This window comes from Caulobacter sp. HJHS_5 (genome assembly GCF_056683955.1).
In genome coordinates this window covers 26,253-43,249 of the sequence record NZ_JBWZNC010000002.1, presented here as the reverse complement: position 1 = coordinate 43,249, position 16,997 = coordinate 26,253, and the positions used below count along the sequence as shown (strand labels likewise).

16 protein-coding genes are annotated in these 16,997 nt (G+C 70.5%); 10 read left to right on the top strand and 6 right to left on the bottom strand.

Going from position 1 to position 16,997, the window contains the following annotated elements:
* Window positions 1-44 precede the first annotated feature (44 nt).
* Window positions 45-1,217: an acyl-CoA dehydrogenase gene (locus ACFLIT_RS03810; protein ID WP_479909865.1), complete on the bottom strand. Its 1,173-nt coding sequence runs from the start codon at window positions 1,215-1,217 to the stop codon at window positions 45-47.
* 67 nt (window positions 1,218-1,284) lie between these two features.
* On the opposite strand from ACFLIT_RS03810, the gene ACFLIT_RS03805 reads away from it, so the two are divergent.
* Window positions 1,285-2,322, top strand: coding sequence for an oxidoreductase (locus ACFLIT_RS03805; RefSeq protein WP_479909864.1), 1,038 nt, complete (start codon window positions 1,285-1,287; stop codon window positions 2,320-2,322).
* 97 nt (window positions 2,323-2,419) lie between these two features.
* On the opposite strand, the gene ACFLIT_RS03800 is transcribed toward ACFLIT_RS03805, so the two are convergent.
* Window positions 2,420-2,689 (bottom strand): hypothetical protein, encoded by a 270-nt coding sequence (locus ACFLIT_RS03800; RefSeq protein ID WP_479909863.1) that lies wholly within the window; start codon window positions 2,687-2,689, stop codon window positions 2,420-2,422.
* Between the two features lie 237 nt (window positions 2,690-2,926).
* A complete protein-coding gene (locus ACFLIT_RS03795) occupies window positions 2,927-4,534 on the bottom strand; it encodes a GMC family oxidoreductase (protein ID WP_479909862.1) in 1,608 nt (535 codons plus the stop codon).
* Window positions 4,535-4,690: 156 nt separating this feature from the next.
* Between ACFLIT_RS03795 and ACFLIT_RS03790 the strand changes: the two genes are divergently transcribed.
* Window positions 4,691-5,113, top strand: a complete 423-nt coding sequence (locus ACFLIT_RS03790) for a GlcG/HbpS family heme-binding protein (protein WP_479909861.1) — start codon at window positions 4,691-4,693, stop codon at window positions 5,111-5,113.
* Complete coding sequence (locus tag ACFLIT_RS03785) at window positions 5,110-7,257, top strand: malate synthase G (protein WP_479909860.1); 2,148 nt, start codon at window positions 5,110-5,112, stop codon at window positions 7,255-7,257. Before ACFLIT_RS03790 ends, ACFLIT_RS03785 begins: the two co-directional genes overlap by 4 nt.
* Here the strand turns inward: ACFLIT_RS03785 and ACFLIT_RS03780 are convergent.
* Complete coding sequence (locus ACFLIT_RS03780) at window positions 7,254-7,967, bottom strand: response regulator (protein WP_479909859.1); 714 nt, start codon at window positions 7,965-7,967, stop codon at window positions 7,254-7,256. The genes ACFLIT_RS03785 and ACFLIT_RS03780 overlap by 4 nt on opposite strands.
* 249 nt (window positions 7,968-8,216) lie before the next feature.
* Here ACFLIT_RS03780 and ACFLIT_RS03775 point away from each other — a divergent pair, with 249 nt between their 5' ends.
* From ACFLIT_RS03775 to ACFLIT_RS03765, 3 genes are all read left to right on the top strand, one after another.
* Window positions 8,217-9,068, top strand: coding sequence for an SGNH/GDSL hydrolase family protein (locus ACFLIT_RS03775; protein ID WP_479909858.1), 852 nt, complete (start codon window positions 8,217-8,219; stop codon window positions 9,066-9,068).
* Between the two features lie 115 nt (window positions 9,069-9,183).
* Window positions 9,184-9,957 (top strand): metallophosphoesterase family protein, encoded by a 774-nt coding sequence (locus tag ACFLIT_RS03770; protein WP_479909857.1) that lies wholly within the window; start codon window positions 9,184-9,186, stop codon window positions 9,955-9,957.
* A gap of 2 nt (window positions 9,958-9,959) precedes the next feature.
* Window positions 9,960-10,568, top strand: coding sequence for a hypothetical protein (locus ACFLIT_RS03765; RefSeq protein ID WP_479909856.1), 609 nt, complete (start codon window positions 9,960-9,962; stop codon window positions 10,566-10,568).
* Window positions 10,569-10,570: 2 nt separating this feature from the next.
* Here the strand turns inward: ACFLIT_RS03765 and ACFLIT_RS03760 are convergent, their stop codons facing one another.
* Window positions 10,571-11,050 (bottom strand): AraC family ligand binding domain-containing protein, encoded by a 480-nt coding sequence (locus tag ACFLIT_RS03760; RefSeq protein ID WP_479909855.1) that lies wholly within the window; start codon window positions 11,048-11,050, stop codon window positions 10,571-10,573.
* A 96-nt stretch (window positions 11,051-11,146) separates the two neighbouring features.
* Window positions 11,147-12,421, bottom strand: a complete 1,275-nt coding sequence (gene hmgA, locus ACFLIT_RS03755) for a homogentisate 1,2-dioxygenase (protein WP_479909854.1) — start codon at window positions 12,419-12,421, stop codon at window positions 11,147-11,149.
* Window positions 12,422-12,748: 327 nt separating this feature from the next.
* On the opposite strand from hmgA, the gene ACFLIT_RS03750 reads away from it, so the two are divergent.
* The 4 genes from ACFLIT_RS03750 to ACFLIT_RS03735 all read left to right on the top strand — a co-directional run bounded on the left by ACFLIT_RS03750 (window position 12,749) and on the right by ACFLIT_RS03735 (window position 16,990).
* Window positions 12,749-13,924, top strand: coding sequence for a ThuA domain-containing protein (locus ACFLIT_RS03750; protein WP_479909853.1), 1,176 nt, complete (start codon window positions 12,749-12,751; stop codon window positions 13,922-13,924).
* Between the two features lie 81 nt (window positions 13,925-14,005).
* Entirely contained in the window at window positions 14,006-15,055 is a 1,050-nt protein-coding gene (locus ACFLIT_RS03745) for a ThuA domain-containing protein (RefSeq protein ID WP_479909852.1), read from the top strand.
* Between the two features lie 205 nt (window positions 15,056-15,260).
* Window positions 15,261-16,403 (top strand): alpha/beta hydrolase family protein, encoded by a 1,143-nt coding sequence (locus ACFLIT_RS03740; protein ID WP_479909851.1) that lies wholly within the window; start codon window positions 15,261-15,263, stop codon window positions 16,401-16,403.
* Window positions 16,404-16,408: 5 nt separating this feature from the next.
* Window positions 16,409-16,990: a flavodoxin gene (locus ACFLIT_RS03735; RefSeq protein ID WP_479909850.1), complete on the top strand. Its 582-nt coding sequence runs from the start codon at window positions 16,409-16,411 to the stop codon at window positions 16,988-16,990.
* The last annotated feature ends 7 nt before the right edge of the window (window positions 16,991-16,997 follow it).

Sequence of the window (16,997 nt, the reverse complement as noted above, 5' to 3'; positions counted from 1 at the left end):
GACCGGCATGAGCGGGCCGTGAGCTTTCGCTGAAAAGCGTCGCCTCAGAACGCCGCGATGCCCGTCTGCGCCCGCCCCAGGATCAAGGCGTGGATGTCGTGCGTGCCTTCGTAGGTGTTGACCACCTCCAGGTTGGTCAGGTGCCGCATCACCGGGAAGGCGTCGGAAATGCCGGCGCCCCCGTGCATGTCCCGAGCCTCGCGGGCGATGGCCAAGGCCTTGCCGGCGCTGTTGCGCTTGATCAGCGAGATCGCCTCGGGCGCCGCCGTCCCCTCGTCCAGCATCCGCCCCAGGCGCAGGCAGGCCTGCAGCCCGAGCGCGATCTCGGTCTGCATGTCGGCCAGCTTCTTCTGAAACAGCTGGTTGGCCGCCAGCGGCCGGCCGAACTGGCTGCGCTCCAGCCCATAGGCCCGCGCCGAGCGCCAGCAGGCCTCCGCCGCCCCCAGCGCACCCCAGGCGATGCCGTAGCGCGCCTTGTTCAGGCACCCGAACGGCCCGCCCAGCCCCGAGGCGCCGGGCAGCAGCGCCGTCTCGGGCGCGAACACGCCGTCCAGCACGATTTCCCCGGTCACCGAGGCGCGCAGCGCCAGCTTGCCCTCGATCTTCGGCGCGGCGTAGCCGGGCGACCCGGCCTCCACCAGGAAGCCCCGGATCTTCCCCTCCAGCTTGGCCCACACCACCGCCACGTCGGCGATCGGGCTGTTGGTGATCCAGGTCTTGGCGCCGGTCAGCCGCCATCCGCCGGGCGCCGCCACGGCGCGGGTCTCCATCGATCCGGGATCGGAGCCGTGGTTCGGCTCGGTCAGGCCGAAACAGCCGACCAGTTCCCCCGCCGCCAGCTTCGGCAGCCACTTCCGCCTCTGCTCGTCCGAGCCGTAGGCGAGGATCGGATACATCACCAATGAGCTCTGCACGCTCATCGCCGATCGATAGCCGCTGTCGACGCCCTCCACCTCGCGCGCGACCAGCCCGTAGGCCACATGCCCCGCGTCCGACCCGCCGTATTCCTCCGGCAGCGTCACCCCCAGCAGACCCAGCGTCCCCATCTCGCCGAGGATCGCCCGGTCGAAGGTCTCGGTCCGATAGGCCTCCCGCACTCGCGGCGCCAGTTCGGCCTGGCCATAGTCCCGCGCCGCATCCCGGATCGCCCGTTCTTCGGCGGTCAGCTGGTCTTCCAGTCGGAACGGGTCGGCCCAATCGAAGACGGGTTTGCTCATCGGAGACTCCTGCCCTGACGCCGAGCTTACCCCGATGCTATCAGGGCCGCGCAACGGGAGACCGCACATGAGCGAAACCATCGGCGTCGGCCTCATCGGCTACGGCCTGGCGGGCAAGGCCTTCCACGCGCCGCTCATCGCCGCCACGCCCGGACTGCGTCTCGCCGCCGTCGCGAGCCGCCGCCCCGCCGACGTCGCCCAGCATCACCCCGACGCCGTCGTCCACGCCGACCCGGCCGCCCTGATCGCCGATCCCGCCGTCGCCCTGGTGGTCATCGCCTCGCCCAACGACAGCCACGCGCCCATGGCCTCCGCCGCCCTGCGCGCCGGCAAGGCGGTGGTGGTCGACAAGCCGATGGCGACCAGCGTGCGCGAGGCCGAGGCCCTGGTCGCCCTGGCCCGCGAGACCGGCGGCCTGTTCAGCGTGTTCCACAACCGCCGCTGGGACGACGACTTCCTGGCCCTCTCGGCCCTGGTGAAGGCCGGGACGCTCGGCGACATCGGCCTCGTCGAAAGCCGCTTCGACCGCTTCCGTCCCCAGGTGCAGGACCGCTGGCGCGAGCGCGCCGGGGTTGGCGCCGGCATCTGGTGGGACCTCGGCCCCCACCTCCTCGACCAGGCCCTGCAGCTGTTCGGGCCGCCCGAGACCCTCACCGCCGACCTCGCCATCCAGCGCCAGGGCGGCGACGCCGTCGACTACTTCAACGTCACCCTGATCTACGGCCGGATGCGCATCGTCCTGGCCGCCGGCTCCCTGATGGCCGATCCGCCGCCGTGGTTCTCGGTCCAGGGCTCGGGCGGCGCCTTCGTCACCCACGGCATGGACGGCCAGGAAGCCATGCTCCGCGCCCTCGCCCAGACGCCCGGCGGCGGCCCGCCGCAACCCACCCCGCCCCGCGACGCCCGCCTGACCAACGCCGACGGCGTCACCAGCGCCTATCGCCTCCCGCCCGGGAACTGGGGCGCCTACTACGCCGCGATCCGCGACGCCCTGCGCGGCGAGGGCCTGAACCCCGTCACCGGCGAGGAAGCCCTGACGGCCCTGCGCGGGCTGGAACTGGCGGAGGAGAGCAGCCGGACGGGGCGGAGGCTGGAGTGGCGGTGAGCTTCCAAACAAGAACCCTTCCCCCATCGATGGGGGAAGGGCAGGGATGGGGGTGATGCTGAAGTCCAGCAGCCCTAAGCGCTCATCGAACCACGCCCTACTGAATCGTCCGGCTCTCCGGCGCGTCCTCTTCGTCCTTGCCGACCGCCCGCCCTTCGAGGGGCGCCTGCCGAAGCGCCGCGGCGGCCTCATTGGCGCGGTCGAGCTCGGCGACCTGCCGCTGCAGCATCGCCGCCATCAGCCGCAGGGTTCGATGCGAGACCACCAGGCGCACGGCCTCCTTGCTCTCTACCTCGCCCCCGCCGACCTGGCCCGACGGTTCGCCGAGACTGAGCAGGGCCATGTCCTGCGTCAACGCGATATCCATGCGGCTTATAAATATGGTTGGCGTTTTCACCGGCCCCTCCATTGTTTCCTCCATCGCCATGACCGCGACAATAGGCGGCGTAGACAGATAACGAGGCATTACCGGATCAGATGAAATCTCAAATATACACACGGCCCATGGTCACGCCTCACCAAACCCTGACGCTCGACGATATTCGCGCCGGTGAAATCTCAAATGGCGAAGCTTCCGGATTCTGACGCTCCGGAAAGATCGCCCCTATCGCCGATCCTCCAGCACCATCCCGGCCCCTTTCTCCGCGATCATGATCGTGGGCGAGTTCGTGTTCCCCGAGACGATCCGGGGCATGGCCGACGCGTCGATCACCCTCAGGCCCTGCACGCCGCGCACCCGAAGCCGCGCATCAAGCACCGCGCCGCGATCCCCGTCCGGCCCCATGGCCGCCGTCCCGACCGGGTGGAAGATGGTCGTGCCCAGCGCGGCCGCCGCCGCCAGCAATTCGTCGTCGCTCTCGGCCTGAGGCCCCGGCCGGAACTCCTCGGGCCGGTATTTCGCCATCGCCGGCTGGCCGACGATCCGCCGCGTCAGCCGCAGGGCCTCCACCGCCACCCGGCGATCCTCCTCGGTGGAAAGGTAGTTCGGCGCGATGGTCGGCGGCGCGGCCGGGTCGGGCGAGGCCAGGCGGATCGAGCCCCGGCTGCTGGGCCGCAGGTTGCAGACGCTGGCGGTGAAGGCCCCGAACGGGTGCAGGCCGTCGCCCCACTTGTCGAGCGACAGGGGCTGAAAGTGGAACTCCAGATTGGCCGTTTCGTAGCGCGGCGCCGATTTCGCGAACGCCCCCACCTGCGACGGCGCCATGGTCAGCGGCCCGGTCCGCCGCAACGCGTATTCCAACCCAATCCCCGCCCGCCGCAAAAGGTTGGCGTACTGGGTGTTCAGCGTCTCGGCCCCGCTCACCTTGAAGATCGGCCGGATCTGCAGATGGTCCTGCAGGTTCTCACCCACCCCCGGCGCGTCCTTCACAATCGGCACGCCCAGCCGCCGCAGCCGCGCCCCGTCGCCGACGCCCGAGCGCTGCAGGATCGTCGGGCTGCCCACCGCCCCCGCGCTGAGGATCACCTCGCCAGAAGCCTTGGCCTCGAACCGCTCGCCGTCGCGCCGGAACGCCACGCCCGTGGCGCGGGCGCCCTCGAAGCGCACCGTCTCCACCTCGACGCCGGTCACCAGCCGCAGGTTCGGCCGCCTAAGCACGGGCTTAAGAAACCCCCGCGCCGCGCTCCACCGCCGCCCGGCCTTCTGGTTCACCTGGAAATAGGCCGAGCCCTCGTTGTCGCCGGTGTTGAAGTCCCCGATCTTCGGGATGCCCGCCTCGGCCGCCGCGTCGCGCAGGGCGTCCAGCACGTCCCACCGCACGCGCGGGTTCTCCACCCGCCATTCGCCGCCGGTCGCATGGAAGTCGCTCGCCCCGGCGATGTTGTCCTCATGCTTCAGGAAGGCGGGCAGAACGTCGTCCCAGCCCCAGCCTTCGAGGCCGAGCTGGCGCCAGCCGTCGTAGTCGGCCGCCTGGCCGCGCATGTAGATCATGGCGTTGATCGCCGACGAGCCGCCGATCACCTTGCCGCGCGGATAGGCCAGCGACCGGCCGCCCAGGCCAGGCTCCTCGACGGTGGTGAACATCCAGTCGGCGCGCGGGTCGCCGATGGCGAACAGGTACCCGGCCGGGATGTGAAACCAGATCCAGTCGTCCTTGCCGCCGGCCTCCAGCAGCAGCACGCGCGCCTTCGCATCGGCCGACAGCCGATTGGCCAGCACGCAGCCGGCCGAGCCCGCCCCGACGATCACATAGTCATAGGATCCGAAGTCCATCACCCGGCGAAGCTAGCCCGCCGCGCCCGACCGCGCCTACGTCGAAGTCCGACCGACACTTTTGCTGGCGTCGCCTAAGTCCGGAGCCATTTTATCGCCTAGTGAGAGACGGGGCCCGAGGCTATCTCAGTCGCCGGACGACCAGTGGAGCCCGTCATGAACCGCATCAGCCTCAGCCAGGCCAATCGCATCATCGAAGCCGCCTTCGCCAAGGGCGCGGAACTGGGGCTGAAGCCGCTGTCGGTGGCCGTGCTCGATCCCGGCGGACACCTGATCGCCTTCCAGCGGCAGGACGGCGCCTCGATGGGCCGCTTCCAGGTCGCGGCCGGCAAGGCCGCCGGCGCCCTGGCGCTGGGCGTGTCCTCGCGTCGCGTCGCCGAGATCGCCGTCGAACGGCCGACCTTCTTCGCGGGCCTCGCGGCCTCCGCCCCGCTCGGCGTCATCGCCGCCGGCGGCGGGGTGATCGTCATGCGTGACGGTGAGCCGATCGGCGCCGTCGGGATCACCGGCGACACCTCCGACAACGACGAGATCGCCGCCCTGGCCGGCATCGAGGCCGCGGGGCTGCGCGCCCAATGAGCAAGACCGTCTCCCGCGCCGGCCTCACGGTCTCCGCCCCGCTCGCCGCCTTCATCGAGGAACGCGCCCTGCCCGGCAGCGGCCTGTCGCCCGCCGCCTTCTGGCAGGGCCTCGCCGGCCTCTACCTCCGCTTCACCGACGACAACCGCGCCCTGCTGAAGACGCGCGACGACCTGCAGGCGAAGATCGACGCCTGGCACGAGGCCCAGCCCGGCCCCGTCGACCAGGCCGCCTACCAAGCCTTCCTGCGCGAGATCGGCTACCTCGTGCCCGAACCCGCGCCGTTCAAGATCGGCCCTGAGAACGTCGACGTCGAAGTCGCCCGTCTCGCCGGCCCGCAGCTGGTCGTGCCGGTGCTCAACGCCCGCTTCCTGCTCAACGCCGCCAACGCCCGCTGGGGAAGCCTCTACGACGCCCTCTACGGCACCGACGCCATTCCGGGCTCCGCCGCCGGCAAGGGCTACGACGCTGTGCGCGGCGCGCAGGTCATCGCCCGCGCCAAGGCCTTCCTCGACGAAGCCTTCCCCCTGCAATCCGGCGACTGGACCAAGGTCATTGGCCTAACCGTCGAAAACGGCGCCCTCGCTGTCGCCGGCGCCGGCCCGCTGAAGGACGCCGCCGCCTTCGTCGGCTATCGCGGCGAGGCTTCGGCTCCGACTTCGATCCTGCTGCGCCACAACGGCCTGCACGCCGAGCTGGTGCTCGACCGCGCCCACCTCATCGGCAAGGACGACCCGGCCGGCCTGGCCGACATCGTGCTGGAAGCGGCCCTGACCACCATCGTCGACTTCGAGGACTCCGTCGCCGTGGTCGACGGCGAGGACAAGGTCGAGGCCTATTCGAACTGGCTCGGCCTGATGCAGGGCGATCTCGTGGCCACCTTCGACAAGGGCGGCAAGACCATGACCCGCGCCCTGGAGGCCGATCGCGCCTTCACGGCCGCCGACGGCTCGGCCCTCGTCCTGCCCGGCCGCTCCCTGCTGTTCGTCCGCAACGTCGGTCACCTGATGACCACGTCCGCCGTGCGCCTGGCGGATGGGTCGGAGGCCTTCGAAGGCGTCCTCGACGCCGTCGTCACCAGCCTGATCGCCAAGCGCGACCTTGAGCGGCAGGGCAGGTTCGTCAACAGCCGCGCCGGCTCGATCTACATCGTCAAGCCGAAGATGCACGGGCCGGACGAGGCGGCCTTCGCCAACCGCCTGTTCGCCGCCGTCGAGGAACTGCTGGGCCTTTCGCCCAACACCATCAAGGTCGGGCTGATGGACGAGGAGCGCCGCACCAGCGCCAACCTCGCCGCCGCCATCGAGGCCCTGAAGAGCCGCCTCGTCTTCATCAACACCGGCTTCCTCGACCGCACCGGCGACGAGATGCACACCTCGATGCGCGCCGGCGCCATGGTCCCCAAGGCCCAGATGAAGTCGTCGGCCTGGATCGCCGCCTACGAGAACCGCAACGTTCAGATCGGCCTGGCCTGCGGCCTCTCGGGCAAGGCCCAGATCGGCAAGGGCATGTGGGCCGCGCCGGACCGCATGGGCGACATGCTCGCCCAGAAGATCGGCCACCCGATGAGCGGCGCCAACACCGCCTGGACCCCGTCGCCGACGGCGGCGACCCTGCACGCCCTGCACTATCATCAGGTCGACGTCTTCGCCCGCCAGGCCGAGCGCGCCGCCGAGCCGGTCGCCCCGCTTTCCGACCTTCTGACCATCCCGCTCGCCGAGGGCCGCAACTGGACCCCGAAGGAGATCGCCGACGAGCTCGACAACAACGCCCAGGGCATCCTCGGCTACGTGGTCCGCTGGATCGACCAGGGCGTCGGCTGCTCGAAGGTGCCGGACATCCACGACATCGGCTTGATGGAAGACCGCGCCACCCTGCGCATCTCCAGCCAGCACATGGCCAACTGGCTGCTGCACGGCGTGGTCACCGAAGCCGAGATCGACGCCGCCTTCCAGCGCATGGCCGCCAAGGTCGACGCCCAGAACGCCGGCGATCCGCTCTACCAGCCGATGACCGGCCGCGAGACCGAGAGCCTCGCCTACCAGGCCGCCCGCGCCCTGGTCTTCGAAGGCGTCGCCCAGCCCAACGGCTACACCGAGCCCCTGCTCCACCGCTTCCGGGCGGAGGAGAAGGCGCGGGCCTAGCTCGCCCGTCGCACCACGTCGCAGTCGAACAGATAGCCGGCGCCCCGCCGGGTCTGGATCAGGCTGCGCGCGCCGGGCAGGTTCAGGCGACGGCGCAGCCGGCTCACCTTCTGGTCGATGGCGCGGATATCGGTGTTGGCCGCCTCGCGTTCGATCAGCGCCTCACGGCTGAGCAGGGTCTTGGGGTGCGCCAGCAGGGTCATCAGCAGCCGGGCCTCCGCGGCGGCCAGCACCACCGCCTCGCCCTGCGGCGACACCAGCTGGCGTCGGGTCGGTCGGTAGGCGAAGCCGGCGAAGTGCAGCTGGTCCTGCGGTCCCGGCGGGGACGGCAGGGGCGGGCGACGCAGTATGGCGCGGATGCGGGCCAGCAGCTCGCGCATGCTGTACGGCTTGGTCATGGCGTCGTCGGCGCCCAGCTCCAGCGCGACGATGCGCTCCGCCTCGCTCAGGTCGGCGCTGGTCACGACGATCGCCACGCCGCCCCGTCGCCGCAGTTGGCGACAGAGCGAGAGGCCGTCGCCGCCGGGCAGGCTGAGGTCGGCGACCACGAGGTCGATCCGCTCGTGAGCCAGCAGGATTTCCAGATCGGCGCTGTCGCCGGCGACGAACGCCGTAAGCCCGTGCTCGGCCAGGTAGTCGGCCACTTCGCAGCGGCGCCGCAAATCCCTGTCGGCGATGACCACGGCGGCGCTTTCGGGCGAAAGGGACATGGTCCCGGCTCCAGAACTCAAGGATTCAGCCGCAGGCCTCCGCCACGCCCCTAATGGGCGGAGAATGCCATGCTGATCGTCGCGTGGTTGTGTTGCCGCCGAACGTCCGCCCGGCGGGGAAACGCGACAATCGCGCTACAAAGCGGCTAGATTTCGCCTTTGTCTGTATACCGCCGGGATCGCGCCGCCTTTTACGACCCAGCGCCGGCCGTTAGTCTGCAACTTCGGGTTGGAGGGGGAGCGCGAGCCATGGCGCGCCGAGCAAGCATGATCGCCGGCCTGATCGGCGCCCTCGTCGCCCTGTCCCCGCTCGCAGCCGCCGCCCGACAGCTCCCGCCCGGCGCCAGGTATGTCGCCATGGGCAGCTCCTTCGCCGCCGGCCCCGGGATCACCGTCCCGGCCGACACGCCGACGACCCGCTGCGCCCGCTCGCGGGACAACTATCCGCACCAGCTCGCCCGCCGCCTGGGCCTCGCCCTCACGGACGTCAGCTGCAGCGGCGCGACCACCGCCAACCTGCTCACCGCCTGGAACGAGCTGCCCGCCCAGCTCGACGCCGTCGACGCCGCCACCCGCCTCGTCACCGTCACCATCGGCGGGAACGACGTGCTCTACAGCCGCGGCCTTTCGGCCAAGGGTTGCGCCACCTACACCGCCGGGGGCCACGCGACGGCCGCGCCCTGCGGCGCCGAGCCTCCGGCGCCCACCGAGGCCGACTACCTCGCACTCGAAACCCACCTCCGCCAGATCGCCGACGAGGTGCGCCGCCGCGCCCCCTCCGCCCGTCTGGTGTTCGTGGACTACCCCACCGTCCTGCCGCCCAGCGGCGTCTGCCCGGCCCTGTTTCTCACCGAGGCCCAGGCCGACGCCAGCCGCGAGATCAACCGCCGCGTCGTCGAGATCACCGCCCGCGCCGCGCGCGCCGGCGGCGCCGAGCTGATCGCCGCCTCCGCCCTCAGCGCCGACCACCACGCCTGCTCGGCCGCGCCCTGGACCAACGGCTATCCAGCCCCGACGCCCCGCGACGGCGTCGACTTCCACCCCAACCTCGCGGCCCACACCGCCATCGCCGAGGCGCTGGCCGGCCTGCTCGCCCGCTAGGTCGGCGCCTTTTTTCCGCCGCGCGGGAACCGAACGCTTCCCGCCCCATTCTTCAAACGCGGCGTTGCATCCGGCGTTTCGCGCTCGCGCCGTCGCGCGCCCACGAGGACAGCCTATGATCAAGCCTCAGGCTCCCCCCGGCCGCCGTCTCTACGCGATCGGCGACATCCACGGCCGCCTCGACCTGCTCGAACGCCTGATGGCCGAGATTCGCAAGGACAACGCCCGCCGCGCGCCCGCCGCCACCACCATTATCATCCTCGGCGACATCATCGATCGCGGCCCGCAGTCGGCCGAGATCGTCCGTCGGCTGCGCCGCTACACCGAGGCCAGCGACCGCTTCATCGTCCTGCGCGGCAACCACGAGGAGATGATGCTCCAGTCCCTGTCGGGCGATCTGCGCGCCTTGCAGGCCTGGATGCGGTTCGGCGGCGACGAGACCCTCAGGAGCTGGGGCGTCCCGGTCGACGCGCTCGCCGCGGGGCTTCCCAGCGAGATGGCCGCCGCCGCCGCGCGCGCCGTCAGCCCGGCCGAGCTCGACTGGCTCGCCGCCCGCCCCCTGTCCTACCGCGCCGGGGACTATCTCTTCGTCCACGCGGGCGTGCGCCCCGGCGTCGCCCTCGCCGAGCAGGATCCGTCGGACCTGCTGTGGATTTCCCACGACTTCACCGACAGCAACGTCGACCACGGCGCCGTCATCGTCCACGGCCACACCATCGAGGACGATGGCCCGGTCCTGCGCCCTAACCGCATCGGCCTCGACACCGGGGCCTATCGTTCGGGCCGCCTCACCGCCCTCGGCCTCGAGGGCGACCGCCAGTGGACGCTCTCGGCCGCCCTCGCGCCCGGGCTCGACCGCGAGCAGCCGATCTCGGCGTGGGCGTCATGAGCATGTCGGAATCGCCCGCGCTCACCCCCATGGACGAGGATGTCGCCGCCGTCCTCGACGTGCCCACGGCCGAACTTCAGGTCGACCTCGTCCGGCTGGAGGCGGCCGCGTCCCGCCGGCGCGGCGCCGGCCGCCTCGCGGTCGCCCTGGCCGTGCCCGCGCTGATCGCCGTCGCCGCCTGGGCCGTCGTCCACCCGCCCCATCGCGCGGCCGAAACCGTGGAGCCCCTGCCGGTCGTCATCGCCACCGCCTTGCCGATCGACCCGGCCGCCATGTCCAAGCTGACGGGAACGCTGAGCGGGTCGGTCGAGGCTCTCAAGACCCCGCCGGAGGTCGCCGGGGAGCCGGAACCGCAGCCGGAGGCGAAGCCGGCCCCGCCGCCGCGGCGCGCGCCGGTCCTGCGCGCCTCCGTCGAACGCAGCGCCCAGATCAGGATGCGTCCGCCCGAGCCCGCCGTGCGACGCATCGTCGAGCCTGAAGAATCGCCGACCCGTAGCGCCCCACCGCCGTCCCCCGAGCCCCGCGGCCGGGCCGCCGGCCGCAGTTTCGAGGACTTCGCGGGCGGCCGCGCCTCCTATCCGCGCTTCGCCACCCGCCCCTACGAAGGCTAACCTCAGCCCGCCGGCGTCTGCCGGTTCTTCACCGTGAAATACTGGAACGGCGCCCCGGGCGTGACCATGAACTGATGCGCCATCCCGGCCGGAACCCACAGCACGTCGCCGGGCCCGACCTCGTATTCCTGAAACCCGGTCGCCACCCCGCCCCGCCAGTCGCCCTCGGCGATGGCCCGCTGCCCCGTCACCGTTCCGCCGATCCGCGCCTTGGCGTGGCCCGAGACCACGATGATCTGATCGGCGTAGTCGCGGTGGATTTCGATTTCGCCGTCCTTGTCCCGCCGAATGCGCATCAGCCGCGCGCCCGGCGCGGTCGGCACTTCGAAGGTCACGCCCCCGGCCGTCTTGGCGGCGAGGTCGGCGGCCGACATGTAGAACGGCTTGGCGTAGTCATGCACCGGCGCCGGCGGCGGCGTCTGGGCCATGGCCGCCCCTCCAGCCAGCGCGGCGCAGGCCAACAGCAACGACAGCGATCGCATGGCGTCCTCCCCAAAACAACGCCCGGCTCCGGCGGGCTTGCCTGGAGGTTAGGCGGTTCCAGATGTCCTCGCTAGGGCGCGGGGATCGCTGCGTCGCTACCCCACCCCGCCCTTCTCGAACCCCGCCCAGGCCGCGTCATAATCCGCCTGCGCCAGGGGCGTGGTCGCGGCCCATTCCGTCGGTCGGATCACGCTGCGGCTTTCGAACATGAAGGCCAGCGTGTTCTCGATCTTCTGCGGGGCCAGCGCCGCCGCCACCGCCTTGTCGTAGCTCGCCCGATCCGGTCCGTGCCCCGCCATCTGGTTGTGCAGCGAGCCGCCGCCGGGGACGAAGCCGCCCTCCTTGGCGTCATAGGCCCCATGGATCAGGCCCATGTATTCGCTCATCACGTTGCGGTGGAACCAGGGCGGCCGGAACGTGTCCTCCGCCACCATCCAGCGCGGCGGGAAGATCACGAAGTCGACGTTAGCCGTGCCCGGCGCGTGGCTGGGCGAGGTCAACACCGTGAAGATCGACGGATCGGGGTGATCGAAGCTCACGGTGTTGAGGGTGTTGAACCGCGTCAGGTCGTAGGCGTAGGGCGCGAGGTTTCCGTGCCAGGCGACGACGTCGAACGGCGAATGATGCAGCGTCGTGCGCCACAGCCGGCCCTGAAACTTCTGCACCACCTCCGTGGGCGCATCGACGTCCTCGAAGGCGGCGGCGGGCGAGACGAAGTCGCGCGGATTGGCCAGGCCGTTGGCCCCGATCGGCCCCAGCTCCGGCAGGCGGAAGAGGGCGCCGTAGTTCTCGCAGACATAGCCCCGCGCCGCCCCATCCGGCAGGGCGATGCGGAAGCGCACCCCGCGCGGGATCACGGCGATGTTTTGCGGGCCGATTTCGATGAGGCCGAACTCGGTGGTGATTGAAAGCCGCCCCTGCTGCGGCGCGATCAGCAGCTCGCCGTCGGCGTTGAACATCGCCCGCCGCATGTCGCGGTCGGCCGCGTAGAGGTGGATCGCCATCCCATCCCCGACCGAGACGTCGCCGTTCCCGCCCACGGTCGTCAGGCCGTCGACGAAATCCACCCCGTCCTTCGGCATCGGAAGAGGGTCCCAGCGCAGGCGGTTGGGCGTCAGCCAGGAATCGGCGAAGGGCGCGCTCTTCAGCAGCGTCAGCCCGTAAGGCGTGAACGGCGCGTGGCTGGCGGTCGGGCGCAGGCGATAGAGCCAGCTGCGCCGGTTCTCGGGTCGCGGCGCGGTGAAGGCCGTGCCGCTCAATTGCTCGGCATAGAGGCCGAAGGGCGTCCGCTGCGGCGAGTTGCGCCCCTGCGGGAGGGCGCCGGGAATCGCCTCGCTCTCGAAATGGCCGCCGAAGCCGGAATGGGTCATCCGCGTCCTCGCATCTGTGCGGCGCCACGGCCGCTCAAGCCTTCAACGCCCGAAGTCTCTCGCGCGATGAGAGCCCCTCGATCCTAACCGCCCCACTTAGGTTTCGCCCATAACGAACCGCTATCGCGTCGGCTTGCCTTAAGGTGTAAGCGGAAACTGGGGTTTGGGGCGACTGGCGTTTGGCGCGATGGCGTTGACTCCGGCGGTCGGCAGACCTCCAGATGTGTCAGCCACGCTTGAGGCGAACCCGCCCTCTGAACTCACCACCTCGATCGCCGCCGCCGAAAAGGCGCGGCGCAATAACGAACAAAACCCCCGGGGAAGAACATGAAGTCCAACCATCGTAATCTGCTCTTGGCGATGACCGCCGCTGGCGCTCTGGTCGCCGGCGCCGTGGCGGCCCAGTCGCCCTATCCCGCCCCGCCGCCCGCGCCGGCGACCGGCGGCTTCGGCGGCGGCGCCAACGCCACCCCGCCCGCGCGCACGGCCGCCGGCCCGGCCGCGCCGAAGGACTTCAGCGACGCCGAGAAGGCCGCCGCCCAGGCTCAGGGCCAGCGCGCCATCGACGCGGCCAACGCCGAACAGGCCGCGCGCGGCTACCGCCCGCAGAGCGTGGTCGGCGGCGTGCAGATCCAGACCCCCTACTTCCAGGACACCCTGGCCGTTCGCGACAACATGCCGGCCAGCTTCAACACCGTCCCGGCCAAGTCGCAACGTCGCGTGCTGGTGTTCGCCAAGGCCAGCGGCTACGGCCACTCGGTGGTTCCGCTCGCGGCCTACCTGACCAAGCAGCTCGGCGATAAGACCGGCGCCTGGCAGACCGACGTCTCCTTCGACCTGAAGGACATCACGGCCGCCAACCTCGCCAAGTACGACGCCATCCAGCTCGACAGCACCACCGGCCGCTTCCTCGACGACAGCGACGCGGCGGCCACCGAGGCCCGCAAGCAGGCCCTGCTGGCCTTCGTGCGCGGCGGCAAGGGCCTGATCATGACCCACGCGGCCGGCGACGCCTATCACGGCGGCGCGGGCGCGGGCGGCGTCCGCGCCAACGACAGCCTGTGGCCGGAATTCTCGAAGATGACCGGCGGCTTCTTCAAGTTCCACTGGGTGATCCCGCAGCAGATCACCGTGAAGGTCGACGATCCGAAGAGCCCGCTCCTGGCCGGCTACGGCGCCATGCCCTTCACCGTCCACGACGAAATCTACACCTTCAAACAGGACGAATATAACAACCGCAAGAACTTCCACGTTCTGCTCAGCGTCGACTATTCGAAGATGAGCCAGGAAGACAAACTGGAAGAGCCGGAAGCCAGCCGCCGGACCGACGGCGACTACGTCGTCAGCTGGATCCGCAAGGAAGGCCAGGGCCGCGTCTGGTACAACATCCTGGGCCACAGCGAACACGTGCTGTCGATGCCGCTTTACCAGAAGCAACTGGTGTCGGGCATCCAGTACGCGCTCGGCGACCTGGCGGCCGACGACAGCCCCAGCGAGAAGTAAGCGCAGCCCGCCTCACACCATAAGCAACGGCCGCGCCCGCGATCGGGGCGGCCGGCACACAAGATCCCTAAGGGGGAAACCATGAAGTTCGATAACAAGTTCAAGCTCGCGGCGCTCTCGGGCGCCTGCGCCCTGGTCGCCGCCGGCGTCGCCATCGCCCAGACCGCCCCGGGCGCGGCCGCTCCCGGCGCCGCCCCGGCCGCCCGCGCGCCGAACCCCAACGCCCAGAACTCGGACCCGGCCACCACCGGCTACCGTCCGCAGAGCACCATCCAGGGCGTCGTCTATCCGTTCCCGGCGGTGGAAGACACGCTCGGCGTGCTCGACAACCTGCCGGCCACGGCCCCGGCCAAGCCGAAGAAGCCCCGCAAGGTGCTGGTGTTCTCGCGTTCGCGCGGCTTCGCCCACTCCTCGATCCCGCTGACCGCCTTCACGGTGCGCGAGCTGGGCCTCAAGACCGGCGCGTGGGACACGACGATCACCTACAACCCGGACGACATCAACACCGCCAACCTGGCCCGCTTCGACGTGCTGGTGCTCAACAACACCACCGGCGCCTTCCTCGACGACGACAACGCCCAGGCCACCGCCGCCCGCAAGGCCGCGCTCCTGGCCTTCGTGCGCGGCGGCAAGGGCCTCACCTTGCTCCACGCCGCCACCGACAGCTACCGTTCGCAGGGCAAGAGCACCTGGCCGGAATGGTCGAAGATCGCCGGCGGCTTCTTCAAGTTCCACTGGAACCTGCCGCAGGAAGTCACCGTCCGCATCGACGACCCGAAGAGCCCGCTGAACGCCGGCTTCGGCGGCCAGCCCTTCGTCATCCACGACGAAATCTACACCGTCATGCAGGACGAGTACTCGACGCCGAAGAACTATCACGTCCTGACCAGCGTCGATTATTCCAAGATGAGCGAGGCCGATAAGGCCAAGGAAACCGCCGCCACGCGCCGGACCGACGGTCACTACCGCCTGAGCTCGATCCAGAAGGAAGGCCAGGGCCGCGTCTACAACAACGTGCTCGGCCACTCCGAACACGTGCTGACCAACCCGGCCATCCTCAAGCAGATCCTGGCCGGCATCCAGTACGCCGCCGGCGACCTCGCCGCGCCGGACGCCCCCAGCGCGAAGTAAGGCTTCCGGCTCACCGCCGAACCTGCGAACGGCCGCCCCGCGAGGGGCGGCCGTTTTCGTTGGTGCGGGGCCTTGCCGCCGGGGCGTGAACCCAGCGCGGGCGGATTCATTAGCGTCGCTCACAAGCGTGTGCGGATTTTCCTCTCTAATTGCAGGGAGCCGGTCGCGGTAGCGTTGTCGGCGACGCTGCAATTGGAGAGATCTCGTGGTCGCTCGTGAACAACTCCTGGCCGCCATCGCCGCGCTCGCCCTGGCCGGCGTCGCCGCCGCGCCCGTCGCGGCCCAGACCCGCAAGTCCGTGCAGGCGCCGGCCACGCCGCTGACCCTGGAAGCGCGGGGCAGCTTCTACGTGGGCGGCGAACCCGCCGAGGCGACGGCGGCCGAGTTGGGCATTGGTGTGGCCGACCGCGTCACCATCAACCAGATGTACGTCGAGTTCATGCAGCCCGTCGGCCGCGCCAAGCCGCCGATCATCCTGGTTCACGGCGCGGGCCTCAGCGGCAAAAGCTATGACACCACGCCCGACGGGCGCGCCGGCTGGTTCGAATACATGGTCCGCCAGGGCCACCCGACCTATGTGGTCGATCAGGTCGGGCGTGCGCGCTCCGGCTTCAATCACATCACCCTCAACCGCCGCCTGCTGGGTACGACGCCCGCGGCTCCGGCCACGACCGCCAACCCGACCGCCGTTCCCGGCGGCGTGGGCGGCCCCGGCGGCCCGCGCGGCGCGGCCTTCCGTTTCGGCGAGCAGTACGGCGTCTGGACCAACTTCCGCTTCGGGCCAACGCCCGGCGAGGCCTTCCCCGGCGAGCAATTCCCGGTGGAGGCGGTCGGCGAACTGGCCAAGCAGTCGATCCCCGACCTGTCGTCCCTGGTCCCCCAACCCAATCCGACGCTGAAGAACCTCGCCGACCTCGCGGCCGATCTCGACGGCGCCGTCCTGCTCGGCCACTCGCAGTCGGGCGCCTTCCCGATGGAGACGGCGCTGGTCAATGCGACCGGCCTGCGCGCCCTTGTCTCCGTCGAGCCCGGCGGCTGCCGGCCCAGCTATACCGACGCCCAGATCGCCGCCCTTGCGAAAGTGCCGACCCTGATCCTGTTCGGCGACAACCTGCCGAACGACACGGGCATGGGTCCGAACTCGATCACCTGGCAGAATCGCTACGACGGCTGTGCGGCCTACGCCGCGCGCATCAAGGCGGCCGGCGGCAAGGTCGATTTGATCAAGACCACCGATCGCGGCGTCCACGGCAACAGCCACATGCTGATGCAGGACAGGAACAGCGACCAGATCGCCGACATCATCCTCAGGTGGGTCGACGCCAACGCCCGCAAGAGCGGGGCCTGAGGCCGGTGGGCGGGCGCAAGACCGTCTCGCGCCGCGCGGCGTTCGGGGCCCCGGCGGTGATGCTCACCCTGGGCGCGACCGCCTGTGAGGCCGCGCCGTCGCCCGCGGAGGCGCGCACGCTCGTCGCCTACTTCTCGCGGTCGGGCAACACCCGGGTCATCGCCGCCCAGTTGCATCGCGAGTTGAAGGCCGCCTTGTTCGAGATCGCGCCGGCTCAACCCTATCCCGAGGATTACGAGGCGCAGGTGCGACAGGCGACGCGGGAACGCGACGCCGGCTTCCAGCCCGAGCTGAAGGCGACCGTCCCGGACATGGAGCGCTATACCGCGCTGATCCTGTGCTTCCCGATCTGGGGCGAGACGGCGCCGCCGCCCATCCGCAGCTTCCTCGCCCGGCATGATCTTGCGGGCAAGACCCTGCGCCCGGTCATCACCCATGGCGGCTATGGCGTCGGCAGTGCGCCGGCGGTGCTCAAAGGCCACGCCCCCAAGGCCCGCATCCTTGAGCCGTTCGTGATGGAGGCCGACCAGGAACGCCGCACCATGACGACGGTGCGAGGTTGGATGGCGGATATGCAGCGCGGCTGAGCCGCAG